The sequence below is a fragment of the Domibacillus sp. F004 genome, from assembly GCF_057814295.1.
Map to the genome: position 1 here is coordinate 323,027 of NZ_JBVATB010000001.1, position 23,952 is coordinate 346,978.

General features: G+C 42.4%; 27 protein-coding genes and 2 pseudogenes. 27 read left to right on the forward strand and 2 right to left on the reverse strand.

Annotated features, from left to right (window positions below; translation table 11 throughout):
• Window positions 1-134 precede the first annotated feature (134 nt).
• Window positions 135-725, forward strand: a complete 591-nt coding sequence (locus ACZYRN_RS01750) for a DUF4652 domain-containing protein (protein WP_488909779.1) — start codon at window positions 135-137, stop codon at window positions 723-725.
• A gap of 34 nt (window positions 726-759) precedes the next feature.
• Here the strand turns inward: ACZYRN_RS01750 and ACZYRN_RS01755 are convergent, their stop codons facing one another.
• Window positions 760-1,080: a rhodanese-like domain-containing protein gene (locus tag ACZYRN_RS01755; RefSeq protein ID WP_488910519.1), complete on the reverse strand. Its 321-nt coding sequence runs from the start codon at window positions 1,078-1,080 to the stop codon at window positions 760-762.
• 218 nt (window positions 1,081-1,298) lie between these two features.
• Between ACZYRN_RS01755 and ACZYRN_RS01760 the strand changes: the two genes are divergently transcribed.
• The 3 genes and pseudogenes from ACZYRN_RS01760 to ACZYRN_RS01770 form a co-directional block, all read left to right on the forward strand.
• On the forward strand, window positions 1,299-2,135 hold the full coding sequence (locus ACZYRN_RS01760; protein WP_488909780.1) for a lipoate--protein ligase family protein: 837 nt from the start codon (window positions 1,299-1,301) through the stop codon (window positions 2,133-2,135).
• Between the two features lie 249 nt (window positions 2,136-2,384).
• Window positions 2,385-3,179 (forward strand): annotated as a pseudogene (locus ACZYRN_RS01765) (ribonucleotide reductase N-terminal alpha domain-containing protein); the annotation flags it as partial.
• 316 nt (window positions 3,180-3,495) lie between these two features.
• A pseudogene (locus ACZYRN_RS01770) lies at window positions 3,496-5,262 on the forward strand (vitamin B12-dependent ribonucleotide reductase); the annotation flags it as partial.
• Between the two features lie 94 nt (window positions 5,263-5,356).
• Here ACZYRN_RS01770 and ACZYRN_RS01775 read toward each other — a convergent pair.
• The gene (locus ACZYRN_RS01775; RefSeq protein WP_488909781.1) at window positions 5,357-5,734 is read right to left on the reverse strand and encodes an SA1362 family protein; all 378 of its coding nucleotides are present in this window, start codon (window positions 5,732-5,734) and stop codon (window positions 5,357-5,359) included.
• 245 nt (window positions 5,735-5,979) lie between these two features.
• Here ACZYRN_RS01775 and ACZYRN_RS01780 point away from each other — a divergent pair, with 245 nt between their 5' ends.
• The 23 genes from ACZYRN_RS01780 (at window position 5,980) to ACZYRN_RS01890 (ending at window position 23,834) form a co-directional block, all read left to right on the forward strand.
• Window positions 5,980-6,399 (forward strand): YqhR family membrane protein, encoded by a 420-nt coding sequence (locus ACZYRN_RS01780; RefSeq protein ID WP_488909782.1) that lies wholly within the window; start codon window positions 5,980-5,982, stop codon window positions 6,397-6,399.
• Between the two features lie 61 nt (window positions 6,400-6,460).
• Complete coding sequence (gene aroQ / locus ACZYRN_RS01785) at window positions 6,461-6,898, forward strand: type II 3-dehydroquinate dehydratase (protein ID WP_488909783.1); 438 nt, start codon at window positions 6,461-6,463, stop codon at window positions 6,896-6,898.
• Window positions 6,899-6,901: 3 nt separating this feature from the next.
• A complete protein-coding gene (locus ACZYRN_RS01790; protein WP_488909784.1) occupies window positions 6,902-7,963 on the forward strand; it encodes a M24 family metallopeptidase in 1,062 nt (353 codons plus the stop codon).
• Between the two features lie 18 nt (window positions 7,964-7,981).
• On the forward strand, window positions 7,982-8,539 hold the full coding sequence (gene efp, locus ACZYRN_RS01795; RefSeq protein ID WP_488909785.1) for an elongation factor P: 558 nt from the start codon (window positions 7,982-7,984) through the stop codon (window positions 8,537-8,539).
• A gap of 97 nt (window positions 8,540-8,636) precedes the next feature.
• The gene (locus tag ACZYRN_RS01800; RefSeq protein WP_488910520.1) at window positions 8,637-9,737 is read left to right on the forward strand and encodes an acyl-CoA dehydrogenase family protein; all 1,101 of its coding nucleotides are present in this window, start codon (window positions 8,637-8,639) and stop codon (window positions 9,735-9,737) included.
• A gap of 193 nt (window positions 9,738-9,930) precedes the next feature.
• On the forward strand, window positions 9,931-10,842 hold the full coding sequence (gene spoIIIAA, locus ACZYRN_RS01805; protein WP_488909786.1) for a stage III sporulation protein AA: 912 nt from the start codon (window positions 9,931-9,933) through the stop codon (window positions 10,840-10,842).
• On the forward strand, window positions 10,839-11,351 hold the full coding sequence (locus ACZYRN_RS01810; RefSeq protein WP_488909787.1) for a hypothetical protein: 513 nt from the start codon (window positions 10,839-10,841) through the stop codon (window positions 11,349-11,351). The genes spoIIIAA and ACZYRN_RS01810 overlap by 4 nt, the downstream gene beginning before the upstream one ends.
• A gap of 15 nt (window positions 11,352-11,366) precedes the next feature.
• Window positions 11,367-11,570: a stage III sporulation protein AC gene (gene spoIIIAC / locus ACZYRN_RS01815; protein ID WP_018393894.1), complete on the forward strand. Its 204-nt coding sequence runs from the start codon at window positions 11,367-11,369 to the stop codon at window positions 11,568-11,570.
• 100 nt (window positions 11,571-11,670) lie between these two features.
• Window positions 11,671-11,979, forward strand: a complete 309-nt coding sequence (locus ACZYRN_RS01820) for a SpoIIIAC/SpoIIIAD family protein (protein ID WP_488909788.1) — start codon at window positions 11,671-11,673, stop codon at window positions 11,977-11,979.
• Between the two features lie 30 nt (window positions 11,980-12,009).
• On the forward strand, window positions 12,010-13,071 hold the full coding sequence (gene spoIIIAE / locus ACZYRN_RS01825; RefSeq protein WP_488909789.1) for a stage III sporulation protein AE: 1,062 nt from the start codon (window positions 12,010-12,012) through the stop codon (window positions 13,069-13,071).
• Window positions 13,072-13,078: 7 nt separating this feature from the next.
• Window positions 13,079-13,600 (forward strand): stage III sporulation protein AF, encoded by a 522-nt coding sequence (spoIIIAF, locus tag ACZYRN_RS01830; protein ID WP_488909790.1) that lies wholly within the window; start codon window positions 13,079-13,081, stop codon window positions 13,598-13,600.
• Window positions 13,593-14,138, forward strand: a complete 546-nt coding sequence (locus ACZYRN_RS01835) for a stage III sporulation protein AG (protein ID WP_488909791.1) — start codon at window positions 13,593-13,595, stop codon at window positions 14,136-14,138. Before spoIIIAF ends, ACZYRN_RS01835 begins: the two co-directional genes overlap by 8 nt.
• On the forward strand, window positions 14,138-14,659 hold the full coding sequence (locus ACZYRN_RS01840; protein WP_488909792.1) for a SpoIIIAH-like family protein: 522 nt from the start codon (window positions 14,138-14,140) through the stop codon (window positions 14,657-14,659). Before ACZYRN_RS01835 ends, ACZYRN_RS01840 begins: the two co-directional genes overlap by 1 nt.
• A gap of 153 nt (window positions 14,660-14,812) precedes the next feature.
• Window positions 14,813-15,298, forward strand: coding sequence for an acetyl-CoA carboxylase biotin carboxyl carrier protein (gene accB, locus ACZYRN_RS01845; protein ID WP_488909793.1), 486 nt, complete (start codon window positions 14,813-14,815; stop codon window positions 15,296-15,298).
• A 13-nt stretch (window positions 15,299-15,311) separates the two neighbouring features.
• On the forward strand, window positions 15,312-16,670 hold the full coding sequence (accC, locus tag ACZYRN_RS01850; protein ID WP_488909794.1) for an acetyl-CoA carboxylase biotin carboxylase subunit: 1,359 nt from the start codon (window positions 15,312-15,314) through the stop codon (window positions 16,668-16,670).
• Between the two features lie 19 nt (window positions 16,671-16,689).
• Window positions 16,690-17,115, forward strand: a complete 426-nt coding sequence (locus ACZYRN_RS01855) for an Asp23/Gls24 family envelope stress response protein (RefSeq protein WP_488909795.1) — start codon at window positions 16,690-16,692, stop codon at window positions 17,113-17,115.
• 101 nt (window positions 17,116-17,216) lie between these two features.
• Complete coding sequence (gene nusB, locus ACZYRN_RS01860) at window positions 17,217-17,609, forward strand: transcription antitermination factor NusB (protein WP_488909796.1); 393 nt, start codon at window positions 17,217-17,219, stop codon at window positions 17,607-17,609.
• A gap of 13 nt (window positions 17,610-17,622) precedes the next feature.
• Window positions 17,623-18,477: a bifunctional methylenetetrahydrofolate dehydrogenase/methenyltetrahydrofolate cyclohydrolase FolD gene (folD, locus tag ACZYRN_RS01865; protein WP_488909797.1), complete on the forward strand. Its 855-nt coding sequence runs from the start codon at window positions 17,623-17,625 to the stop codon at window positions 18,475-18,477.
• Between the two features lie 87 nt (window positions 18,478-18,564).
• Window positions 18,565-19,917, forward strand: a complete 1,353-nt coding sequence (xseA, locus tag ACZYRN_RS01870; RefSeq protein ID WP_488909798.1) for an exodeoxyribonuclease VII large subunit — start codon at window positions 18,565-18,567, stop codon at window positions 19,915-19,917.
• The gene (xseB, locus tag ACZYRN_RS01875; protein ID WP_488909799.1) at window positions 19,904-20,134 is read left to right on the forward strand and encodes an exodeoxyribonuclease VII small subunit; all 231 of its coding nucleotides are present in this window, start codon (window positions 19,904-19,906) and stop codon (window positions 20,132-20,134) included. The genes xseA and xseB overlap by 14 nt, the downstream gene beginning before the upstream one ends.
• On the forward strand, window positions 20,134-21,015 hold the full coding sequence (locus tag ACZYRN_RS01880) for a polyprenyl synthetase family protein (RefSeq protein ID WP_488909800.1): 882 nt from the start codon (window positions 20,134-20,136) through the stop codon (window positions 21,013-21,015). The genes xseB and ACZYRN_RS01880 overlap by 1 nt, the downstream gene beginning before the upstream one ends.
• A gap of 93 nt (window positions 21,016-21,108) precedes the next feature.
• Entirely contained in the window at window positions 21,109-23,004 is a 1,896-nt protein-coding gene (dxs, locus tag ACZYRN_RS01885; protein ID WP_488909801.1) for a 1-deoxy-D-xylulose-5-phosphate synthase, read from the forward strand.
• 2 nt (window positions 23,005-23,006) lie between these two features.
• Window positions 23,007-23,834 (forward strand): TlyA family RNA methyltransferase, encoded by an 828-nt coding sequence (locus ACZYRN_RS01890; RefSeq protein ID WP_488909802.1) that lies wholly within the window; start codon window positions 23,007-23,009, stop codon window positions 23,832-23,834.
• The last annotated feature ends 118 nt before the right edge of the window (window positions 23,835-23,952 follow it).

Here is a 23,952-nt window from a genome sequence, read left to right on the forward strand (position 1 = left end):
GATCGTTATAAATGATGTTACGATAAACGAGAAACATAAGATCAGTATGTCCGAATGTATAAAATAGTATGAATACATATTGAAACAAAAGTGTGTTACTTATACATAAAAATAAGGAAGAAGGAGATTTTTGTATGAAAAGAGGGATCCTTTTATTTTTTGTTATATCGTTAGGTTTTATGTTATTGGCCCGTTGTCAGGCGGAGGATCCTAAGCCGGTCGAAGAAAAATCGATAGCAGAAGATAAAAAGTCTGTTTCAGAAGAATCAAATCGGCTGTTTATAATGGAAAAAACAGCTTCATCTGAACTTGAATTTGGAACGGAATGGAAAAAAACGGCGGATGGTGAGAAAGAAGCCGCTATTGAAGGTAGAGGCCCGGATGGTACAGAAGAAGGGGAAGGCGTACTTGTTGTGAAAGAGGGAGAAACAATGACGCTATTTTCATGGCCGGCAAATGAAAAGCAAGAGACCGTTAAATATGTGGAATGGAAAGATAATACTCATGCATACGTTATTGTCGGCTTTTCACAGGGTACAGTGACTAAAGGCGGTAGTTTATATGAGCTGAATGTGGCCACAGGGGATACAAAAGAGGTTGTCATACCAGATGACCCGAAAGAAGAAGTCGTCTTAGTGAATGTGGAAGAAGGAACGTATACGCTTCACACTTATAAAGATGACAATTTTATGAACGGAAGCACAAAAAAGATTCCGCTTCCTTAATAAAAATAAAAAAGGAGCAATTTCTGCTCCTTTTTTATTTCGTTCTAATTTTGCCTGTCCATTTTTTAAATCCGCCCTGCAGATGATAAATATCACGGTATCCTTTTCGATACAGCATCTGTGCAGCACGTCCGCTTCGAAGCCCACTTTGGCAATACAAATAAACAGGTTTGTCGGGGCGAATTTCTTTCATACGCTGCTTCATTTGTGTAACGGGAATATTACGTGCACCGAGAATGTGTCCGCCATTATATTCATTCGGTTCACGCACATCAATGAGCTGCGCTTTCCGGTATCCTAGCACAAAATCTTCTTGACTGAGCGGCTTCACCGCACGTTTTTGGGAGAAATACATAAAGAGAGCATACAAAATAATCGCTCCGAGCACTGCGGCAATAGAATAAAGCAACGTTGTGTTCCCCTTTCAAATAAACTGCTCCTTTCATTATATCTATATGCTTATCAGATGAAAAGAAAATTCGCTTTTAAAAAAGCGGTGTTCACGGCTTTGATTTTTACAATTGATTTGATAGACTATACAAGGGAATGAACAATGAAAAGAAGGCGTTAATTATGAAGAAAGAAAGATGGGCATTTCTTGACACCGGCAATCATAGCGCTGCATATAACATGGCGGTAGATGAAGCACTGCTAGATTGGCACAGTAAAGGCGAGATTCCGCCTGTTGTTCGATTTTACGGATGGGAGCCGGCAGCGCTGTCGATCGGTTACTTTCAAAAAGCGGAAAAAGAAGTGAACTTTGACGAGCTCAAGAAGCAAGGTATTGGCTTTGTACGCCGTCCAACCGGTGGCAGAGGCGTATTGCATGAGCATGAACTAACTTATAGCGTCATTGTTAGTGAAGAGCATCCTAAAATGCCGATGGGTGTTACAGAAGCATACAGAGTAATTTCAGAGGGTGTCCTGCAAGGGTTTCGGGTGCTTGGCCTAGATGCTGAATTCGCTGTGCCAAGAACAGAAGAAGAGAAAGCAAGTTTGAAAAATCCACGCTCCAGCGTTTGCTTTGATGCGCCAAGCTGGTATGAGCTTGTTGTGGAAGGTAGAAAAGTGGCCGGCAGTGCACAGACGAGGCAAAAAGGTGTGATTTTGCAGCATGGGTCCATATTGCTTGAGATTGATGAAGAGAAGCTATTTAGCCTATTTCATTATTCAAGTGACCGGGTGAAAGAACGGATGAAACATGCTTTTAAAGATAAAGCTGTTGCGATTAATGCGCTTTGCTCAAACCATGTGACGTTAGATGAAGCACGTATAGCATTTAAACAGGGATTTGAAAAAGGACTTAATATTAAACTAGAGCCGCTTGCATTGACAAATGAGCAAGTTTATCAAATTGAAACGATTCAAAGAGAACGTTATGAAAATCGCGAATGGAATTTCCGGAGATAAAAATACTCGAGTTGTTGACTTGACGGCGTTTTGTATCTTCGGAAAATATTTTTATGCGCTTATTTTACAGGGATTGAGCTTATTTAGACTTTTTTTGGCCAAAAGACAGCTTGACAAAAAAAAGATTCTCACTCAATATGTAGAATATGAATAAAGAAACAAACACAATATATTGTGTTTGTTTTCGTTTTTTCTACTAAAACATGGTTATATGATTTAATGAAACAGAATAATAAAGGAGTTGTTTGCATGCCTGCTACGTCCACAACGCACATGTCGCTAAACGTCGACAGATTAAACAAGGACATCAGCATTTTTCCACAGGTACACCCTGTCACACCGGATATGAAGATTACACACAAAGGTGTTTCTCGTCTTGTCATGATCGACCGTTATTCATTTAAGGATACGGAAAAGGTCACTCTCTCCGAAGGCGATTTCGTCGTGTTAACGATTAAAGAAGATCCAAAGTTTCCAGCGCGCGGAACAGGTTTTGTTACAGCGATCGACCGTGAAACAAAAAAAGTATCTGTCTTAATTGATGAAGAATACAGAAGCGCGATTGACGACCCAAATGAAGCGGCAGAAGGTATCGTACATCGCGGATTTGACGTCATTGAAAAACCGCTTGAAGTGTATTACGAGCAAATTGCGAAACGTAATGCAGCCGGTCTTTCTTCCGTTGAAAAAACAGAAGAAAAACGAAAAGAATGGTTTGAAAAATTTTATCATGAACTTGTGAACTTAAACTTTATTCCGGCAGGACGTGTACTATATGGAGCAGGAGCAGATACGGACGTAACGTATTTCAACTGCTACGTGATGCCTTTTGTTGCTGACTCACGCGAAGGCATTTCAGAGCACAGAAAACAAGTGATGGAAATCATGAGCCGCGGCGGCGGTGTTGGCACGAACGGTTCCACACTTCGTCCGCGCAACACACTAGCCAAAGGTGTAAACGGCAAATCATCCGGTTCTGTTTCATGGCTTGATGACATTGCGAAATTGACACACCTTGTTGAGCAGGGCGGCTCGAGACGTGGTAAATTAATTTAAGTGCCTCGTCTTTAAATAAACCTCGTGAATTGCTGGAAACTCTTTGCATGACTTGTTAGCTACAACGCAACTGGAAACGGTAAACGTGAATGCTTGAAAATAACAAGTGGATAAAGACAATCAGCAGCCAAGATCCTTAAAGGGAGAAGGTTCAACGACCATCGAAAGCACACTGAATAAGTGGAAGCGAGTAGAGTAGGAATCAAGTGATTCCGAAGTGCGAGGACACTCATAGAGTGTAAGATATGGTCTGAACTCTAGGGCGACTTAGAGAGTTGATCTAACGAATCAACGCAACAAATTGGCTCAAATGATTATGTTGGCGGACTGGCATCCTGATATTGTTGAATTTATTATTTCGAAAATGCAAAATCCGCGAATTTTGCGTTATTTGATTGAAAATACCGAAGATGAACAAATTAAAAAAGCAGCGAACGACAAGCTGAACTTTAAGCCGCTCACTGAACGCGAAGAGCAAATGTATCAAGGCGTTGTGAATTATAAAAATATTCCGGGGTACGGCGGATTCAGCCCTGAAATATTTAAAGAAGCAGAAGAAAAACTTCGCACAGGCGGCACGTACAGTGTGCACAATGCTGAATTTTTAACTGGTGCAAATATTTCGATCTGCTTAACGAAAGAATTAATGGAAGCCGTCGAAAACGATGAGGAATACGATCTCCGTTTCCCAGCTGTGGAAAAGTACAGTAAAGAAGAAATGGCATACTATAACGAAAACTGGCATAAAGTCGGTGACGTTCGCGAGTGGGAAAAAGAAGGCCATGAAATTCGTTTATACCGGAAAATTAAAGCGCGCGAATTATGGAACTTGATCAACGTCTGCGCGACATACTCCGCAGAGCCGGGCATTTTCTTTATCGACAATGCAAACGAAATGACAAATGCAAAAGCATATGGACAGCAGGTAGTTGCAACAAACCCGTGTGGAGAACAGCCACTGGCACCATTTTCTGTCTGCAATCTTGCAGCGGTTAATTTAGCCGAAATGGCAAATAAAGAGACAAAAACAGTGAATTTTGATAAGTTGAAAGAAACAGTTCGTACGGGTGTCCGCATGCAGGATAACGTCATCGATGCGACGCCATACTTCCTTGAAGAGAACCAGAAGCAGGCGCTTGGCGAACGACGTGTTGGACTTGGCGTTATGGGTCTAGCAGACTTGCTTATATACTGTGAAAAAGAGTACGGTTCACCAGAAGGCAACGTCCTTGTTGGTGAAGTATTTGAAGCAATCGCTGTGACGGCGTATGAGACGTCTGTCGAGCTTGCAAAAGAAAAAGGCAGCTTCCCATTCCTTGAGGGAGAAACGCTGGATGAAACGAACCGTCTGCGCGATGCATTTATTAACACAGGCTACATGAAAAAAATGCCTGAGCATGTTCGTGAAGCCATCGTTAAAAATGGTATTCGCAACTCTCATTTATTAACTGTTGCGCCAACCGGAAGCACAGGGACAATGGTTGGAGTGTCAACAGGATTAGAACCATATTTTTCTTTTACCTATTATAGAAGTGGACGTCTTGGTAAATTTATCGAGGTGAAAGCAGATATCGTAACGGATTATCTTGCACGTAATCCTGAAGCAGATCCAGATCAGCTGCCAGCTTACTTTGTAACAGCAATGGGTCTTGCACCAGAAGCGCATGCAGATGTTCAATGTGTGATCCAGCGTTGGATTGATAGTTCGATCTCAAAAACAGTAAACGCACCACGAGGCTATACAGTTGAACAAGTGGAAGGGGTTTATGAGCGTTTGTACAAAGGCGGCGCAAAAGGCGGGACAGTATACGTCGATGGCAGCCGTGATGCTCAAGTTCTGACGTTAAAAGCGGAAGAAAATAGCTGGGATGAAGAAGAAAAGATAGAACCGAAAGAATTTGAAAACCATGTTGTTCTTGTTGATACGATTCAAGATTTGCGTTCAACAAATGTTACAATTGGCAGCGAAGTCGGCAATACATGCCCGGTTTGCCGCAAAGGCACAGTAGAAGAATTGGGTGGTTGCAACACGTGCACAAACTGCGGCGCCCAGTTGAAATGTGGACTATAATTAAGAAAAAGAGCCGTTCCGGAGCAATCCGGAACGGCTCTTTTTCTTAGTAAAGCAACAGAAAATAAAAAAACCGCCAGCATGTGTGGCGGGATTATTCGGAAGAAGCACGTTTTCTGCGTTTCCCCTTATTCCCTTCAATCACGGTTAAATGTGAGGAACTTTTACGTCGGATCGGTTTTTTATTCATCTTAGTTGAAAGAGAAGAAGCGCGGGTTGGCACATATTTTGTTTTAGGATTATGATGCTTTTTTTTGGACTGCTTTACTGCTTTTGAATAGGCACGATTTTCAGTATTGCCGCCCATCCGTTTGCCCATAAATAAACGGAACAGGAAAATCACAATGGCGACAGATACGGCTGCGAAAATAAGCTGCCGCACGAGTTGCCCGGGAGAGGTGATCATCATAGACACAAGACCAATGGCAGCAAGTGCGACAATAATAGACGTTACGGAATTACGAATACTCATTAAAGCCACCTCCCAAAAAAATAGTGTTACTTATATATTAGACAAATTCGTCTAATTTTAATCCTTTTTTGGCGTTTTCGTCGAGGGAAATTAATTTTTCGAAAAACGCATCGCATTGGTGACTTTTGCTTGATCACTCAATTAGGTCTTTTCCCATTCATCTAAAACGAGATGAAGGTATTATTTATATTTTAGCGATAAAACGGCCAAAATAAAAGCAAGACGTATTAGACGGAGGAGAAAGAATGACAAACCAAAAAACACGAAAACAATCAGACTATTTCAACAGGAAAATTATTCATACAGGTATTGCATCAGGAAGTCTATTGTTTATATTTAGCTGGCTGGCTTATACATTTCATTTTTCAAAAGTAAATCCTATTTCGCCCGTTTTATTTCTACAGCAATCAAAGGCTATTCAATACATTGTAGCTGCTTTGATCATCATTATCATTTCTATTGTCCTTTCATTATTATACTATGCACTACTTAGGAAAAGAACGCCCTTACTTGCAGGTTTTATTATGGGAATTGTCCTTTTTTTATTGCTTTTAGCTTTTATCTCCCGAAGTACACTTAATTTGATTACCGTATTCTGCCTGCTTTTATGTTATTGTGTATTTATTAGTGTATCTGCTTCATGGATTTATGAACGGCGCAGGTAGTCATGTATGCGCTAACTATGATAAACTGTTTTGTGAAAAGAATAGGCGGGGGACGGGGAGAATGAAAAAAGTTCTATTGATGAATGGTGCCAATTTAAACAGACTAGGTAAGCGAGAGCCGCATATTTACGGCTATACTACGCTAGAGGAATTGGAAAAGCGCGTGATTGCGCGCGGGAAAAATGCGGACATAGAGGTAGTTACATTCTATTCCAATTTTGAAGGCGAACTAGTGAATCGTCTCCATCTGGCAGAAGACGAGGGAATGGACGGCATTATTTTTAATCCGGGTGCATTTACGCATTACAGCTACGCCATTGGTGATGCTGTTGCAAGCATTAAAGTGCCGGTCGTAGAAGTACATATTTCAAATATTCATGCACGCGAAGCATTTCGGCATCATTCAGTTATAGCTCCTCATGCAGCTGGTCAGCTTTGTGGATTTGGCCTGTATGGCTATGAAATGGCGCTCGACTATTTAATGAATCGGGAGGTCTAATACATGTTGCTACTTGAAAAACTACGTGTACAATTGAAAGAAAATGGTATAGATGGACTGTTTATTATGAGTCCGTATAATCGCCGTTATGTGACTGGATTCACTGGAACGGCAGGTGCTGCCATTGTCACACAACATGATGCGGTGTTTTTAACAGATTTCCGCTATATGGAGCAAGCAGCAAAACAGGCAAAAGGATTTACGGTTGTCCAGCATTCAAAACCTATTTTACATGAAGCGATGGAACAGGCAGAAAAGCTTGGAATATCAACGCTCGGATTTGAAACAGAATATATTTCACATCAAGAATATGAACAGTTAAAGAAGCAATTTAAAGGGACACTTAAACCAGTAGCTGGACTCGTTGAAAAATTGCGCTTGATTAAGACGGAATCAGAGATTAAGATATTAAAGAAAGCGTGTGACATCGCGGATGCAGCGTTTAAACACATTCTCGGTTATTTAAAGCCAGGGGCACGAGAAATTGATGTGTCAAATGAACTTGAATTTTTCATGAGAAAATGCGGTGCAACTTCTTCATCTTTTGACATTATCGTTGCTTCCGGCGTGCGCTCTGCTTTGCCGCATGGGGTGGCAAGCGATAAAATAATTGAATCCGGCGATTTCGTTACGCTTGATTTTGGTGCATTCTACAAAGGATACGCATCTGATATTACGCGCACAGTCGCCGTTGGTGAACCGTCTGCGCAGCTGAAAGAAATCTATGAAATCGTTCTTGACGCACAGATGGCAGCAGTTGACCAAATTCGACCGGGGATGACTGGGGCTGATGCGGACGCTATAACGCGTGACATCATTACATCAAAAGGATACGGAGATGCGTTCGGCCATTCAACTGGACACGGTCTTGGACTGGAAATACATGAAAGTCCAACGCTCTCTGTTCGCAACGATAAACCGCTCACAGCAGGTATGGTTGTAACAGTGGAACCGGGCATCTATTTGCCGGAAATCGGCGGCGTTCGAATTGAAGATGATATTTTATTGACGGACAGTGGAAATGAACTGCTCACACACTCTCCAAAAGAGCTAATTATTTTGTAAATTCCAGGAGGAACACACATGATTTCAGTAAATGACTTTCGGACAGGATTAACAATTGAAACAGACGGCAGCATTTGGCGAGTAGTTGATTTCCAACATGTGAAACCAGGTAAAGGCGCAGCCTTTGTACGCTCGAAGCTTCGTAACCTTCGTACAGGTGCGATACAAGAAAAGACCTTTCGCGCAGGTGAAAAAGTAGAGAAAGCGCAAATTGACAACCGCCGTATGCAATATTTATATGCGAATGGCGATCAACATGTATTCATGGATAACGAATCATACGACCAAATAGAACTTCCAGAAGGACAAATTGAATATGAATTGAAGTTTTTGAAAGAAAACATGGACGTATCGATTATAATGTATGGAACAGAGACACTAGGTGTTGAACTTCCGAATACAGTGGAATTGAAAGTAACGGCAACCGAGCCTGGTATTAAAGGCGATACAACGTCAGGCGGTACAAAACCGGCGATCGTTGAAACCGGTTTATCTGTCAACGTCCCGTTCTTCATTAACGAAGGCGACGTGCTGATCGTTAACACAACAGACGGATCATACGTATCACGTGCGTAATCCAAAAGGAGTGTACCTAACCGGTGCGCTCCTTTTTATTTGCTGTTCTTTGTACGATAAAAAAAACGAATAGAAAGAAGGTAGTGATCAATTGAACATGAAAGAGGAATTACAAGCGCTCATTCCGATATTTCAAACGAGAGAACCGGCTCTTGATCAGTTAAACTCATTTCCATTTGATAATATAGAGGATTTAAAGAAGATCGGCTATACGAAAGCAATGCTTCCGGAAAATGGGGGGATGTCGCTGCTTGATTTTGTTCAATGCCAGGAACTAATTGCAAAAGGATGCGGGGCAACAGCTCTGTCAATTGGCTGGCATACCGGTATATTGATGGAATTTTCAGAACATGAACATTGGAATCCGAGCATTGCAGATTTCTTGAGAGAAGAAGTGCAAAAAGGAAAACTCATTAATGCGGCAGCAAGTGAACGAAATGCGGGCAGTCCACTTCGGGGAGCAGTGTTTAAAACGATTGCAGTGTTAGAAGGCGATGAATATGTGATACAAGGGGAAAAAACATTTACATCGGCTGCACCGGTGCTTGATTATTTTTTTGTATCAGCATCCATTCAAGGTACCGAAGAATCGGCCGTATTTCTGGTACCTGCTGATGCAAAAGGGATCTCCATTAGAGAAACGTGGGACAGTGTCGCGATGCGCGGAACGGCAAGCCATGATTTAGTCATTGAAAATGTTCGTATTCCATCGGATTATATCGTTGAGAAACTGGATGGATCGAAAAAGCTGCGGCGGAACGGTTCGCTTTTACATATACCGGCATGCTATATCGGCATTGCAGGTGCGGCCCGTGATTATGCGATCGAGTTTGCAGCAAACTACACCCCGGCCTCGCTTGATCAGCCAATCGGAAAATTACCGGTCACAGAACAGTTGATTGGTGAAATGGAAATGAAATTAATGGCAGCACAACAATTTTTATATCGGACAGCTGAATTGTATGACTCCGAACCTGGTGAACCGATCAAGCCGCAAATGGCTGCAGCGAAAACATTTGTTACTAACACAGCCATTAATGTGACCGATATGGCGATGCGTCTTGTCGGCGCTCGAAGCTTGTCTGAAAAAAATCCGCTCCACCGCTATTGGCAAAATGTTCGCGCAGGGCTGCATAATCCACCGATGGACGATATCACATACAGAACACTTGCTCAAAATGCGATGGCCCGCAATTAACTTCTAAAACAGGACGACCCGTCATTTACAATGACGGGCTTTTTAATTTCCTTGGATAGAATAAGTGCATCAGATACTAGTATCGGAGGCATTACAGGAGACGTGAATATAGTCTTTGTTTCTCATGACAAATTCATATTTTGGGATTTTCACTCATACAGTGTGAAAAGAACGAAAGGAGGCGCTGGTTGTCTTGACGTATGAAGCCATTTTGCCCTATTTGCCAGAAATGGTTGCCCGTTCAGTGACGACTATTTTGAAAAAAGATCCTCATATAGAAGAAATTAGGCTTAGAACGGGCCAACCGATTGAACTTTCAGGGGACAAGCAGTATGTACTTCCGATTCTGTTTACGGAAAAAGAACGGCAGGCATTTGTGCATAAATTAACGAAGCATTCGTTCTACATGCTGGAAGAGCAGCTGAAAAAGGGCTATATTACCATTGCAGGTGGGCATCGAATCGGGTTGGCGGGACAGGCTGTAATAAAAAAAGGATCCGTATCATCTATGACTAATTTGTCTTTTTTTAACATTCGTATTGCAAAAGAAAAGAAAGGATGCTCGCACCACTTGCTGCCTTTTATATATGAAAATGGCTGGCAGAGTACACTTCTCATAGGCCCGCCCCGCTCTGGAAAAACGACGTTGCTACGCGATCTTGCAAGGACTGCCGCTACAGGATTGACAGAGCGGGGCATTCTATCTTGTAAAACATCTATTGTGGACGAGCGTTCCGAAATTGCTGGATGTTTAAATGGCGTCCCACAATTGGACGTTGGAAAGCGGGCTGACGTGCTCGATGCGTGCCCGAAATCAGAAGGAATGATGATGATGATCCGGTCGATGAGCCCAGATGTTATTATTGTGGATGAAATTGGCCGTACTGAGGATGCCTATGCTATGTCAGAAGCATTAAATGCGGGGATTGTTGTCATTGCAACGGTTCATGCACATTCATATGAAGAGGTGATTCGCAGACCGATCATTCAGATGGTAGCAGAAAGTGGCCTGTTTAAACGTTACATTGAAATGAATCAAAATCATGAGTGCATCATTCGAGATCAGCAGGGCAGAGTGTTGAAAACAGCCATGGCGCTTCAATGAAATGGGCTGGCGCTTTCTTTATTATTTTCGCTTCATTTCTCATCGGCCAGCGTAAATCAAAAGCCTATACAAACCGGGTTTTGCATATTCGTCAATTTGAATCTGCGCTGTTAACAATGCAGTCGGCTATACTTTACGGAGCTGATTCGATTGAAGCGACGACTCGCTTTATTGCAGAGACAATTGAAAAACCAGTTGCCCTGTTTTTTCATGATTTTGCAGAGCAGCTGTCGTCAACAGAGGCGAGCGCTACTCATGTATGGACATATACATTGCAACGACATGCTGACTTCTTTGCCCTGAATCGATCAGATATCCGTCTGATTGAACAGGCAGGTAATATGCTCGGTTCGTGTACACAGGAAGCAGAAGAGCGGAGAATTAAACATGTACTCAAGCAGTTAGAAAAGAGAAGAGAAGAAGCAGTGGCAGAGGAACAACGTTTTGCTGGCATGGTTCGTGCCATCAGTGTTCTATCTGGCCTGTTAACAGCCATTTTGCTTATGTAAGGCGGGGAAAAGGACATGAATGTGGATGTGGATCTTCTTTTTAAAATAGCCGGCATTGGCATCATTGCTGCTTTTTTGCATACTATTTTAGAGCAGCTGGGCAAAAAAGAATACGCTCAGTGGGTAACATTGTTTGGATTTTTGTATATTTTATTTATGGCTGCAACAATCGTCGGACAACTGTTTGACAAAATAAAATCTGTTTTCTTATTTCAGTGACAGGAGCGTTTGAACAATTGATATCACCTACATTGCCGCCATTGTACTCGTTGCTGTCTTTTTGGCTGTTTTGCTGCGTGAATATAGTGCAGGTTACTCGTTGCTGTTCGTTTTTTTCGTCTGTGGGCTTCTGTTATATGGGCTGGCGGGAGAAATAGCCATCCTCATTGCATCGGTTAGGAAATTAGCCGCATACGCTGGTGCAGAAAGAATATATGTTGAAACAGTGTTAAAGGCAGTTGGTGTTGCTTATATTTCAGAATTTATTGCGAATATCGCAAAAGACGCCGGTCAAAACGCACTGGCAGCAAAAATGGAACTGGCCGGGAAAATCATTATTATGACACTTGTGCTGCCAATTTTAGCGTTGCTAATTGAAACGGTCATGTCGATGCTGCCAGGGCGGTGAGAAAAAATAGGACAAGTCATCGATCCAATTATGAAAAACGTTGATTTATCGGCAATCGAAGATCGTTGGAGTGAAATCAAGCACCTCTACGGTCCATATATGCCTAGTCAAATGGACATAGACACGGATAACTTGGATATCACATCTTTTTTTTCACTAGAGAATTGGATGGATATATTTCAGTCTTATATCTTGTTTGAGATCACAGAGAATGTGAAATTGCTGTCAATTATTTTTTTGTTGGCTATTTTAGCATCCGTGTTGAAGACAATGGGATATGCGTTTGGTCAGCAAACTGTGAGTAAAACAGCGGAAGCAGCCATTTTAATTCCGATTTTTATCCTTGCGATGAACACCTTCCGATTAGCGATTGAATCAGCATCTGATGCAGTGGAGAGTATGACGGTGTTTATGACCGTTTTTATGCCAGTGCTTTTAGCATTGCTCGCATTATCCGGTGCTGTTGTATCAGCAGCTCTGTTTCCGCCGTTGCTTTTGTTTATGATGAATATTTCAGGCGTTTTAATTGATCAAATTGTGTTACCTTGTCTCGTTTTCTCTGTTTTATTCAGCTTAGTCGGTTTATTATCGGACCATTATAAAGCAGATCGGATTGCATCATTGCTCCGCATAGTCAGTATGTCTTTACTCAGTGCATTTATGGCTTCGTTTCTCACCGTTATGACAATGCGAGGAATGAGTGCAGCAACAGCGGACGGATTAACCGTAAAAACGGCTAAATTTTTAAGCGGAACGTTCGTCCCAGTAGTTGGCCGGATGATGGCAGATGCGGCTGATACGGCTTCAGGAGCGGCTTTAATGATTAATAATACAGCAGGTGCAGCGGGTATTGCACTTCTTTTATTAACAGCTATATTTCCTGTCTTGAAAATTATGGTTCTTGTATTTTTGTATAAAGTAGCAGCTGCTGTTCTGCAGCCGCTCGGGGACTCCGCCGCTGCCTCATGTCTCGACATCATCGGAAAAACGATGTCATTTGTTCTCGCAGCGCTTGCTCTCGTATCATTTATGTACTTTTTAATGATGGCTGCAGTCGTTGCGGCTGGCAATGCGGCGTACATGATGAGGTGAGGAACGTATGCAATCTATTTTTGACTGGCTGACAGGTGTGCTGGCTATACTCTTATGTGCTGCGATTATAGACATGATTATTCCAGAATCACCTATGCAGAAATACGTGCGTCTTGTGGCAGGCCTTGTTGTCTTAACGGCTATCATCACACCGATTTTTGCGCTGTTGACTGGTGTTGAATTTTCTTTTTGGCTAGAAAATGAACGGAAGACAACTGTATTTCAGCAAGAGACAGATGACCATCTTAAACAATTGACTGAAATGGAATCACTGACAGCTAATCCGTATATGGAACAGCAGTTATTTGTAGAGGCGGAATCAGCGCTTCAATCATTCTCTTCCTGTGATATAAGAAATGTAGAAGCGGATATAGAGCAAAATGAACTCAAACGTGTCCTTTTAACGGTAAAAGGAACAGAAGAGAGCTGTCCAGAAGAAAAAATAATTGACTTGTTGTCTGAAAAATGGAATATAGATGCCGTCCGAATGAATATGGTGATTCAAAAGGGAGGTTCAGGAGGTGATTGAGTGGAACCGGCTGTTTTCTTTTTTGAAAAAAGGCAAAGCGGACAAGCCATTAAAATGGATCGCTATTGTGTTGGGTGGTGGAATTGCTTTAATGGCTCTTCCTGATTTGCAAAAAGAAGATGCGGCTAAAAGTGAAGAGCCAAAAGACAGGACAGCAGCAGTTGAAGAAAATGTAAAAAGTGAATATGAAAGGGAATTAACAAGCGCGCTAACTCAAATTGCGGGGACGGGAGACGTGTCTGTCATTGTCAATCTTGCGTCATCTGAGCGGAAGGTATTGGAGAAAAATACATCATCTTCAACAGGGAGCAATGATGAAACAAAAGAGGAAGAGATGGCGGTTGTACGCAAGGGAGATGTAGAAAGTCCGGTTGTTTTAGAAGTTCGTAAGCCAGATATTCAAGGGGTGCTTGTCGTCGCGGATGGTGCTGAAAATGTGCATGTGAAAAAACGAATTATGGAAGCAGTAACGCGGATGCTAGGCGTACCGGTACACCGCGTAGCTGTCATACCCGGGAAAACGGAGGAGACGGAATAATGCCGAAAAAACAAACAGTATGGTTATTTACAATGGTGAGTTTAACGGCGGTATTAGGCGTGTATTATGTGACTGGCCCGGATAAGTTAATGCCTGCATCCACACTTGAAGAATCAGTACCGGAGTCTGCTGCGAAAGATGTGGATGTGACGGTAGAAGAAACAGCCGGTGATGAGGTTTTTGAATTGATTAGACTTGAAACAGATGACGAGCGAAGTCGTTTAAAAGAGGAGCTGACTGCCAAGGTGGCATCTGCAGACGTTTCAGTTGAAGCGAAAAATGAAGCGTATGATGAGATGAAGGAACTTGATGCACTTACGTCGAAAGAACAAATGGTAGAGACGCTTATTAAATCAAAAGGGTATGATGATGCGCTCGTTCGGACAAGCGATGGCGAAGTAAGAATTACAGTAAAATCAGACAGTCATTCAGCGGAAGCAGCAAATGAGATTATTCGGCTAGCGAAAGAAGAAATGGGCGAAAAAATGCCGGTTTCAGTTGAATTTCAGCCGTTTAAGTAGTAATAAATGCTCGCCTTTGCATAGGTGAGCCCTTTTTCATTCTTATTCTATATTTGCTAAATGACGAAAAAAAGATAGAATGAGAAAAGGAGTTTCCTCATTTGTGAATGAAGATACTCTGGACATTATATATATTGAAGGGGTGTTGAGGAAATGAAAGTACAAGAAATTAGAGAGTTGATCAAACTTGTGGATCAATCAGGTATCGAGGAATTTGTTTTTGAATCAGCAGGAAGCAAGCTGAAAATGAAGAAATCAACAGGCACGACTACATACGCAGCAGCACCGGAAGCACCGATTGTACAAAATGCGCCAGTTCAGGAAGCACCAAAATCTGCACCTATTGTACAAGAAGCGCCGGCACCGGAAGCACCAAAGCCAGCTATTAACGAATCAGTTTTACATAAAATTACATCACCGATGGTGGGGACTTTTTATCAATCGTCATCACCGGATGCGGATGTGTACGTAAAATTAGGTGATAAAATTAATGCTGAATCAGTGGTTTGTATCGTTGAAGCTATGAAACTGTTCAATGAAATTGAAGCAGAAGTAGAAGGCGAAATTGTTGAAATTCTTGTAAAAGACGGGCAACTTGTAGAGTATGGACAGCCGCTCTTTTTAGTGAAACCAGAATAAGGGGGAGGGCGCAATGATAAAAAAAGTATTAATCGCTAATCGCGGCGAAATTGCAGTACGTGTTATTCGGGCTTGCAAGGAGCTTAATATTGAAACAGTTGCTGTATTTTCTGAAGCGGACCGTGATGCTTTGCATGTGCAAATAGCAGATGAAGCATACTGTATTGGACCAACAGCATCTAAAGACAGTTATTTAAATTTTACGAATATCGTCAGTGTGGCAAAATTAACAGAAGCAGATGCGATTCATCCAGGCTATGGATTTCTTGCTGAAAATGCTGATTTTGCGGAGCTGTGCCGTGAATGCAACATCATTTTTATTGGTCCAACGCCGGAAGCGATCACACAAATGGGGACGAAAGACGTTGCCCGTGATACGATGGAAAAAGCGGGTGTCCCGATTGTTCCAGGCTCAGATGGTATCATTCAAGATATAGAAGAAGGTTTGGAAATTGCTAAACAACTAGGTTACCCAGTTATCATTAAAGCAACTGCCGGGGGCGGCGGGAAAGGAATTCGTGTTGCCCGTGATCCCGGCGAACTTGAAAAAGGCATAAATATGACACAGCAGGAAGCGGCAACTGCTTTTGGGAATCCGGGTGTGTATTTAGAAAAGTTTATTGAGGATTTCCGGCATGTTGAAATTCAAGTGCTTGCTGATACACATGGAAATGTAATTCATCTTGGAGAACGTGACTGTACGATTCAGCGCCGCATGCAAAAGCTATTGGAAGAAACACCTTCACCGGCACTTGATGAAAAAACAAGGGCGTCTATGGGGGAAGCGGCTGTGAAAGCGGCTAAAGCAGTTGATTACACAGGGGCAGGCACGGTAGAATTTATTTATGATGTGAATCAAAGCACATTTTATTTTATGGAAATGAACACTCGTATTCAAGTGGAACATCCTGTGACAGAAATGGTTACAGGTGTGGATTTAATTAAAGAACAAATTTACGTGGCATCCGGTAAAGAACTTTCTTTAACGCAAGAGGAAGTAACGTTTGATGGCTGGGCGATTGAATGCCGGATTAACGCAGAAAATCCGGAGAAAAATTTTATGCCGTCACCAGGACGGGTAGAGGGGTATTTGCCGCCAGGTGGGTACGGTGTTCGTATCGATTCAGCTGTCTATCCAGGCTATATCATTCCACCGTACTATGATTCGATGGTCGCAAAGGTTATTGTGCACGGAAAAACGCGCGAAGAAGCTATTGCACGTATGAAGCGCGCATTATCTGAATTTGTCGTAGATGGTGTATATACGACTATTCCATTTCATCAAAAACTGCTTGAACATGACGTGTTTATCGGCGGCGAATTCAATACGAAGTTTCTGGAAACGTATGACGTGATGAAATCCCAATCTTAATTTCGGAGGTGCATCATTAATGGCAGAACAACAACCAAATAATCAAGTATTAGAAATGAGCAACGGTGAAAACGGCCACGGCCGTATTGAAATCGCACCAGAAGTCATCGAAGTGATTGCTGGTATTGCCGCATCTGAGGTGGAGGGCGTTGAAAAAATGCGCGGCAGCTTTGCATCAGGTGTGGTTGAACGACTTGGGAAAAAGAATCATGGCAAAGGAGTTCGAGTGGATTTAACCGAAGACGGTATTAAAGTGGACGTGTACTGCGTCATGAAATTTGGTGTCTCGATCCCCCGTGTGGCTCAGCTTATACAAGAAGGCATTAGGCAGACGCTCTTAAACATGACAGCACTTGAGGCAGATGAAGTGAACATTCATATTGTCGGTATTCAGTTTGAATCGAAACAGTCCGAGCAGGAACAGGAGTACGAAGAAGAAGTATAAAATGACGCTTCGGCATGTCCGAAGCGTTTTTCGCATGTTTTCGCAAGACTTATTTTATGCTATGATCATAAAGGCATTAAATTAAAAGGAGCAAATTATGAATGAATAGACGGACAGCGCGTGAAAAGGGTATCCAAGCCCTTTATCAAATGGATTTAAGCGGGGCGGAAGCATCAGAGGCGATCGAAAATGTGTTGAATGGAGATGACAGCGAAAGCAGTTATTTGTACGATGTTGTTCAAGGCGTGGAACGCAACCTTGAAGACATTGACAACATCATAAAAGAAAATCTTGAAAAATGGTCATTTGACCGCCTAGCAAAAGTCGACCGGAATATTCTGCGTCTTGCTGTATACGAAATGAAACAATCGGAAGATGTACCGGCAAAAGTCGCGATCAACGAAGCGGTCGAATTGGCGAAACATTTTAGCGATGAACGTGCCGGCAAATTTATTAACGGTGTATTATCGAAAATAAATAAATCGATGGAATAAGTGAGGGATTTTTATGACAGCATCAATTATTGATGGAAAAGCAATCGCAAAGGATATTCGTGCCGAATTAAAAGAAGAAATCGAGGCGCTGAAACAGTCGGGCATTACGCCAGGGTTAGCTGTTATTATTGTAGGTGATGACCAGGCATCCCATACGTATGTCAACAGCAAAGAAAAAAGCAGCAAAGAGATCGGCATTTATTCAGAAGTTCACCGTTATCCGGCTGACTATTCGGAAGAAAAATTGCTTCAAAAAGTGGAAGAGCTGAACAATGATGACCGTATTGATGGCATTCTTGTACAGTTGCCGCTTCCAAAACATATTTCGGAAGATAAAATAATCGATGCGATTGCACCGGAAAAAGATGTGGATGGATTCCATCCGGTGAATGTTGGTAAAATGGTAATTGGGAAAGATTCATTTTATTCCTGTACTCCGTATGGCATTATCAAAATGCTGGAAAAAGAAAATATTTCACTTGAAGGAAAACATGTAGTGGTGATTGGACGAAGCAATATCGTCGGTAAACCGGCAGCGCTTCTCTCACTGATGCACAACGCAACTGTGACGATTTGTCATTCTCGCACAAAAGATCTTCCAGCGATTACACGTCAGGCAGATGTTGTGATTGCGGCAGTCGGTATTGCCAATTATGTTACAGCAGATCATATTAAACCGGGTGCTGTTGTAATTGATGTTGGAATTAATCGCAATGATGCCGGCCGATTGTGCGGAGACGTTGACTTTAACGACGTGAAAGAAGTAGCAGGCGCGATTACCCCAGTACCAGGCGGTGTTGGCCCTATGACCATCACCATGCTTTTGTTCAATACAGTGAAATCTGCTAAAGCAAAAGCTGAAAAATAAAGCGAACAGCCGATTCATGAAACTGTCTTTCCGATCATGCTATAATCGGAAAGACAGTTTTTTATTTGAAGAAAAAGGTGAACAGAAATGGAAGCCAATCAATGTTTGACTGTAAAGTCATTAACCAAATATATAAAGCGGAAATTTGATGCGGATCCGTACTTGAAAGACGTAGCAGTAAAAGGGGAGATCTCCAATTTTAAGCATCATTCAAGCGGACATATGTATTTTACACTGAAAGACGAAAGTGCACGCATTTTAGCCGTTATGTTTCTTGCCGCTAATCGGACACTGAAATTTCGCCCGGAAAACGGCATGCAAGTCGTATTGACAGGTGATATCACTGTTTATGAATCAAGTGGACAATATCAAATGTATGTCAAAAAGATGCAGCCAGATGGTGTCGGTGATCTATATGTTGCCTATGAACAGTTGAAAAAGAAATTAGAGCAAGAAGGATTATTTCGTGCGGATCGAAAACGGCCGATCCCTATATATCCAACATGTATAGCCGTTATCACCTCGCCAACTGGCGCTGCTGTTCGTGACATTATGATAACGATGAATCGACGATATCCGGCTGTTGAAATTTTGATTTATCCTGCACTCGTCCAGGGAGAAAAAGCGTCCGCTTCGATTGTATCGCAGATTGAGCGTGCTAATTCGGACAAACGGGCAGATGTCATTATTGCGGGGCGGGGCGGCGGATCCATCGAAGAATTATGGGCATTTAATGAAGAGCAGGTTGCCCGGGCAATTTGTGCATCACGTATACCAGTGATTTCAGCCGTTGGGCATGAAACCGATTTTACGATTGCTGATTTTGCAGCGGACTTACGGGCTCCAACACCAACTGCAGCTGCTGAAATGGCCGTTCCGCACGTGGAAGAAGTAGTCGAACGTCTTTTATCCAAGCAAAACCGTCTTACCCGGGCAACAGCTGAGATGGTTCGCGCGTCACGGAATCGTCATCAAGCAGTAATGAATGCCTATATAATGCGTAATCCGCATGCATTGTACAGACAGCAGTCTGAACGGGCAGACAGATTAAAAGAGCGATTGATCCGCAGCACACAATCCATTTTTGAACAAAAAAAAGCAGCAGCTAATCATGCGGCAGTTCGGCTGCAGCATAGGAACCTCGAGCAGCGTCTTCAAAAGGAAGAGATCGAATTAAATAAAATCAATCAGCGTATCCGCTATGTAACGGAATCAGTAGTTGGAGACAAAAAAGCTCGTTTTGAAAGAGCTGTTTCACTTCTTCAGGCATTGAGTCCACTCAAAGTGATGGAAAGAGGATACAGTTTAACATACCATAATGAGACATTAGTAAAATCTGTACAAGGTGTGAAAGTGGGTGACCAAATCCGTATTAGACTGGCGGATGGCACGCTATACACAGATGTTCAATCAATCGGAGGGAAAGATGATGAAATCTGAAGAATTAAGCTTCGAGCAAGCAATGGAACAGTTAGAAAAAATTACAGCGCGCCTGGAAGAAGGCGACGTACCCCTTGAGGAAGCACTCGAAGAATATAAGCGTGGTATGGAATTATCCGTACTTTGTCATAATAAATTAAAAAAAGCCGAATCGGATCTAGCGAAGATTGTGACAAAAGAAGGGGAAGAGCCGTTTCAATTGGATGGTGAAGATTAATGATAAACATTAAAAGGTATATAGAGGAAAAGTGCCTCGTATTTGAACCGTATTTATTTGAACGTGTGGAAATGCTGCAGGCACCTGAAGTAATAAAAAAATCAATGATGTATTCATTGAAAGCAGGCGGAAAGCGAATTCGGCCGATGCTTTTATTTGCGGTACTGGAAACGTATGGTCAAAAAGTTGAAAAAGGACTAGATGCAGCATGCGCACTTGAAATGATCCATACGTATTCGCTCATTCACGACGATTTGCCCGCCATGGATGATGATGCACTCCGCCGGGGACAGCCGACAAATCATAAAGTATTTGGTGAAGCGACAGCGATTCTTGCAGGAGATGCATTGTTAACGTATGCATTTGAATTAATTGCGTCGTCTACTGTTCAATCTCCAGAAAAATCGATTAAACTTATTCAAATGTTAGCCTTTGCTGCGGGACCTGAAGGGATGGTTGGCGGACAAATGGCTGATATGGAAGGCGAGCGAAGAATGTTGTCGCTATCCCAACTTGAGTACATACATCTTCATAAAACGGGCCGTCTTCTTGCTTTTAGCGTAATGGCCGGTGCCTTAATCGGCGGTGCGAATGAACATGAAACAGCAATGCTTGAAAAATATGCCCGCCATATCGGCCTTGCATTCCAAATTCGCGATGACATTCTTGATGTGGAAGGAACGGAAGAAGAAATTGGAAAGCCAGTCGGAAGCGATGAGTCCAGTGGGAAAAGTACATATCCATCCCTCCTTTCATTAGCTGGAGCGAAAGAAAAGTTGTCAGAAGAATTAAAAGGAGCTCATGATGCACTTGCTTCACTTGATCGTCCTGCGCCGTTGCTTGAATCATTTGCAAGTTTAATTGTTGAGCGTACTACGTAGTATCGGAAAATGGTTAGTACCTGCAAACGTATGCTATAATAGCGGTACATTTCAACTATGATCTGAAACAGATATGAAAGTGAGTTGATCCATTTGGATCTTTTATCGATTGCAGACCCATCTTTTGTGAAAAAAATGAACGTACATGAAATGGAACAGTTAAGTGCAGCAATCCGAAAATTTTTAATTGAAAAACTGTCTGTAACAGGCGGTCATATTGGTCCGAATCTTGGTGTAGTTGAGTTGACAGTTGCGCTCCATTACTGCTTTACAAGTCCCAATGATAAATTTTTATGGGATGTCGGCCATCAATCGTATGTTCATAAAATTTTAACGGGCCGTGCAAATAAATTTGATACGTTACGCCAGTATAAAGGATTATGTGGTTTTCCAAAAATGGTGGAAAGTGAACATGATGTATGGGAAACAGGTCATAGTTCAACATCGCTTTCTGCTGCAATGGGGATGGCGATTGCCCGTGATTTGAAAAAAACGGATTCGCACATTGTACCTATCATCGGCGATGGTGCGTTAACAGGCGGCATGGCGCTTGAAGCATTAAACCATATCGGCCATGAAAAAACGAATATGATTGTTATATTAAATGATAACGAAATGTCCATTGCACCAAATGTCGGTGCGCTGCACGGCATACTTGGGCGTATGCGGACAGGCGGTAAGTACAACAAACTTAAAGATGAATTTGAATTAATTTTAAAACGTATTCCAGCGGTTGGCGGCAAAGTCGCAAATACAGCAGAACGTTTAAAAGACAGTTTAAAGTACTTACTCGTTCCAGGCATGTTTTTTGAAGAACTAGGATTTACGTATCTTGGTCCAACAGATGGTCATAGTTTTGACGATCTAATTAAAAGTTTAGAACAGGCGAAACGGACAGAAGGACCGGTACTTGTTCATGTTATTACGAAAAAAGGAAAAGGCTATAAGCCAGCCGAAACAGACAAAATTGGTTCATGGCACGGAACGGGTCCATATAAAAGGGAAACGGGTGCGATAATTAAAGCCAAAAATGAACCGCCGGCGTGGAGCACACTTGTCAGTGAAACAGTGCGTGAAATTGCCCGTACAGATGAGCGTATTGTCGCGATTACACCGGCAATGCCTGTCGGGTCCAAATTGCTCGGTTTTGCAGAAGAGTTCCCTGATCGAATGTTTGATGTCGGGATTGCAGAACAACATGCAGCAACGGTTGCAGCGGGACTAGCTACGCAAGGAATGAAGCCATTTCTGGCTATCTACTCGACATTCCTTCAGCGTGCCTATGATCAAGTGGTCCACGATATATGCCGACCTAATTTAAATGTATTCATTGGCATTGACCGGTCTGGACTTGTTGGTGCAGATGGAGAAACTCATCAAGGCGTCTTTGACATTGCTTTCCTGCGTCATTTGCCCAATATGGTGCTGATGATGCCGAAAGATGAAAATGAAGGTCGTCATATGGTTAATACAGCCATTCAATACGATGATGGGCCTATTGCAATGCGTTTCCCGCGGGGAAATGGTCTTGGTGTTGAGATGGATGCTGAGATGACGACAATCCCGATTGGTTCATGGGAAGTGTTAAAAGGAGGAACATCTGCTGCTATTTTAACATTCGGGACAACGATTCCGATGGCGATGGAGGCTGCTTTGTTGCTTGAGGAACGCGGTGTTGATGTCAAAGTAGTAAATGCCCGCTTCATTAAACCGTTTGACAAATTAATGATGGACGACCTGCTTAGTCAACATATCCCTATTTTGACGATCGAAGAAGCTATTCTCGAAGGGGGATTTGGCAGTGCGGTACTTGAATATGCGCATGAATCGGGCTTCCATGGTGCCGTCATTGACCGGATGGGTATCCCGGATCGGTTTATTGAACACGGAAGCGTTAGTAAATTACTTGAAGAAGTTGATTTAACGGCGGAAGAAGCAGTGCGTAAAATAGCCGCACTTGTGCCCGAAAAACAAGAGGAAAGAGCATAACGATGGCAAAAAAAGAACGAATTGATGTATTGCTCGTTGAAAAAGGATTAATTGAAACGAGAGAAAAAGCGAAACGAGCGGTTATGGCTGGCATCGTGTATTCCAATGAAGAACGAATCGATAAACCAGGTGAAAAAATTCCAGTTGATGCACCTCTTGAAATAAAAGGAAAAACAATGCCGTATGTTAGCCGTGGAGGCTTAAAGCTTGAGAAAGCATTACGGGTATTTGATGTGACCGTACAGGATAAAATTATAATTGATATTGGCGCATCAACAGGCGGATTTACCGACTGTGCATTGCAAAACGGTGCAGCACTTTCATATGCACTTGATGTTGGCTATAATCAGTTGGCATGGAAGATGAGACAGGATGAACGGGTTGTCGTCATGGAACGGACGAATTTTCGCTACGTGAAACCGGCTGATTTGTTAAAAGGAATGCCGCAATTTGCCGTGATTGATGTCTCGTTTATTTCGCTGTCCCTTATTTTGCCGGTATTAAAAACACTCCTCGTGCCGGGAAGCGATGTTGTCGCGCTTGTTAAACCCCAATTTGAAGCCGGCCGTGACCAAGTCGGCAAAAAAGGAATTGTACGTGATAAAGCCGTTCATAAAGCTGTGATTGAAAAAATAGTTAATTTGTCTTCGCAGCTCGGCTATGTGGTCATGAACCTTTCGCATTCACCGATTACCGGCGGTGACGGTAATATTGAATTTTTACTACATATTCGCTGGCCAGGTGAAGACAATAATGGCATTATCAGTTTGCCGATTACAGCTGAACAGGCTGTAGATGCAGCGCATAATGAATTTAAAGAAAAAAGCTGAACAAAAGGATATTCAGCTTCAAGAAGCCGGCTCTCTCAGTGAATTAGAAGCCGGCTTCTTTTTGTATACTTTTCAAGACATATACAGTATGATAATGTATAAATGAGTATAATTATAC

What these genes read in the sequence shown, in the direction of transcription:
- ACZYRN_RS01750 (WP_488909779.1), top strand. Translation starts at nt 135, where the DNA reads ATGAAAAGAGGGATCCTTTTATTTTTTGTTATATCGTTAGGTTTTATG.
- ACZYRN_RS01755 (WP_488910519.1), bottom strand. Translation starts at nt 1,080, where the DNA reads ATGTATTTCTCCCAAAAACGTGCGGTGAAGCCGCTCAGTCAAGAAGAT.
- ACZYRN_RS01760 (WP_488909780.1), top strand. Translation starts at nt 1,299, where the DNA reads ATGAAGAAAGAAAGATGGGCATTTCTTGACACCGGCAATCATAGCGCT.
- ACZYRN_RS01775 (WP_488909781.1), bottom strand. Translation starts at nt 5,734, where the DNA reads ATGAGTATTCGTAATTCCGTAACGTCTATTATTGTCGCACTTGCTGCC.
- ACZYRN_RS01780 (WP_488909782.1), top strand. Translation starts at nt 5,980, where the DNA reads ATGACAAACCAAAAAACACGAAAACAATCAGACTATTTCAACAGGAAA.
- aroQ (WP_488909783.1), top strand. Translation starts at nt 6,461, where the DNA reads ATGAAAAAAGTTCTATTGATGAATGGTGCCAATTTAAACAGACTAGGT.
- ACZYRN_RS01790 (WP_488909784.1), top strand. Translation starts at nt 6,902, where the DNA reads ATGTTGCTACTTGAAAAACTACGTGTACAATTGAAAGAAAATGGTATA.
- efp (WP_488909785.1), top strand. Translation starts at nt 7,982, where the DNA reads ATGATTTCAGTAAATGACTTTCGGACAGGATTAACAATTGAAACAGAC.
- ACZYRN_RS01800 (WP_488910520.1), top strand. Translation starts at nt 8,637, where the DNA reads ATGAAAGAGGAATTACAAGCGCTCATTCCGATATTTCAAACGAGAGAA.
- ACZYRN_RS01810 (WP_488909787.1), top strand. Translation starts at nt 10,839, where the DNA reads ATGAAATGGGCTGGCGCTTTCTTTATTATTTTCGCTTCATTTCTCATC.
- spoIIIAC (WP_018393894.1), top strand. Translation starts at nt 11,367, where the DNA reads ATGAATGTGGATGTGGATCTTCTTTTTAAAATAGCCGGCATTGGCATC.
- spoIIIAE (WP_488909789.1), top strand. Translation starts at nt 12,010, where the DNA reads ATGAAAAACGTTGATTTATCGGCAATCGAAGATCGTTGGAGTGAAATC.
- spoIIIAF (WP_488909790.1), top strand. Translation starts at nt 13,079, where the DNA reads ATGCAATCTATTTTTGACTGGCTGACAGGTGTGCTGGCTATACTCTTA.
- ACZYRN_RS01840 (WP_488909792.1), top strand. Translation starts at nt 14,138, where the DNA reads ATGCCGAAAAAACAAACAGTATGGTTATTTACAATGGTGAGTTTAACG.
- accB (WP_488909793.1), top strand. Translation starts at nt 14,813, where the DNA reads ATGAAAGTACAAGAAATTAGAGAGTTGATCAAACTTGTGGATCAATCA.
- accC (WP_488909794.1), top strand. Translation starts at nt 15,312, where the DNA reads ATGATAAAAAAAGTATTAATCGCTAATCGCGGCGAAATTGCAGTACGT.
- ACZYRN_RS01855 (WP_488909795.1), top strand. Translation starts at nt 16,690, where the DNA reads ATGGCAGAACAACAACCAAATAATCAAGTATTAGAAATGAGCAACGGT.
- nusB (WP_488909796.1), top strand. Translation starts at nt 17,217, where the DNA reads ATGAATAGACGGACAGCGCGTGAAAAGGGTATCCAAGCCCTTTATCAA.
- folD (WP_488909797.1), top strand. Translation starts at nt 17,623, where the DNA reads ATGACAGCATCAATTATTGATGGAAAAGCAATCGCAAAGGATATTCGT.
- xseA (WP_488909798.1), top strand. Translation starts at nt 18,565, where the DNA reads ATGGAAGCCAATCAATGTTTGACTGTAAAGTCATTAACCAAATATATA.
- xseB (WP_488909799.1), top strand. Translation starts at nt 19,904, where the DNA reads ATGATGAAATCTGAAGAATTAAGCTTCGAGCAAGCAATGGAACAGTTA.
- ACZYRN_RS01880 (WP_488909800.1), top strand. Translation starts at nt 20,134, where the DNA reads ATGATAAACATTAAAAGGTATATAGAGGAAAAGTGCCTCGTATTTGAA.
- ACZYRN_RS01890 (WP_488909802.1), top strand. Translation starts at nt 23,007, where the DNA reads ATGGCAAAAAAAGAACGAATTGATGTATTGCTCGTTGAAAAAGGATTA.